At 60.5% G+C, this 825-nt stretch carries 1 protein-coding gene; it reads right to left on the reverse strand.

Annotation, left to right across the window (positions count from 1 at the left end; all coding sequences use genetic code 11):
* Positions 1-424: 424 nt before the first annotated feature.
* Positions 425-583 carry a rubredoxin gene (locus tag BP858_RS06375; RefSeq protein ID WP_062261125.1) on the reverse strand — a complete coding sequence of 53 codons (159 nt, stop codon included), beginning with the start codon at positions 581-583 and terminating at the stop codon, positions 425-427.
* Positions 584-825: the final 242 nt, after the last annotated feature.

The raw sequence follows: 825 nt of genomic DNA on the forward strand, positions 1-825 counted from the left end.
TTTCACCTTATGTTGCGGGTCCTGATGCGGATCACCAACCGCTCGCGTGAGGCGAAGGTGCACACGAACCAACCATCAGGCTACGCTCTCCGGGCGAGCCCGGGCAGGGGACCGTGGTGGCTATCATCCTGGGGGGTGGGGGCAGGGGAGGGGGAGACCCCCTCCCCGCACAAGCCGGACCCGGGGCACAAACAGAGCCATGACCCCCACTCGCCAAATCGGGTGGTTTTCATAGGAAATATTAGATGAAATGCTCCACTAGAGAAAAGGGGGTTTACTGGAGCATTTGCACCACCTTATCTTGTGGTTCTGGTGCAGGAGACGACGGTGATAACCTTCCTCTCCCGCCTCACGCGGGACCAGGAGACTCCCGGGCCTTCTGAAAGAATAGACAGGTTGTAGTGGTCCGGAACTGGACCGCTTCTCAGACCTTCACGAACCGGCTCTTCGCCGCGCCGCACCGGGGGCATCTCCAGTTTGCAGGGAGGTCTTCGAAGGCTGTGTTCGGCTTAACGCCGCGGGCAGAATCCCCGATCGCGGGGTTGTAGATGTAGCCGCAGAGTGTGCATCGGTACGAATCCATAACAAGTTCTCCTTCCCCTCACCCGCCCCCCGGGGGGCGGGTGAGGGCACACGATCTCATGTCGACCCAGGCATGGATAAGTGCTCCGGTCAGGATACCGGGAGAGGGAGTTCCTTTCCGGAGATGCCGTCGAGGACGATCGAGCGCTCCCCGTGCTCCGATGCAAACCAGATCTCATAGACCGGGTAGTAGATCGTCTCAAGCCCGACGATCTCGGCCGTCGGCTCAAGCCCTTTCAGGAT

The organism is Methanoculleus sp. UBA413 (assembly GCF_002502935.1).
Lineage (GTDB): Archaea > Halobacteriota > Methanomicrobia > Methanomicrobiales > Methanoculleaceae > Methanoculleus > Methanoculleus bourgensis.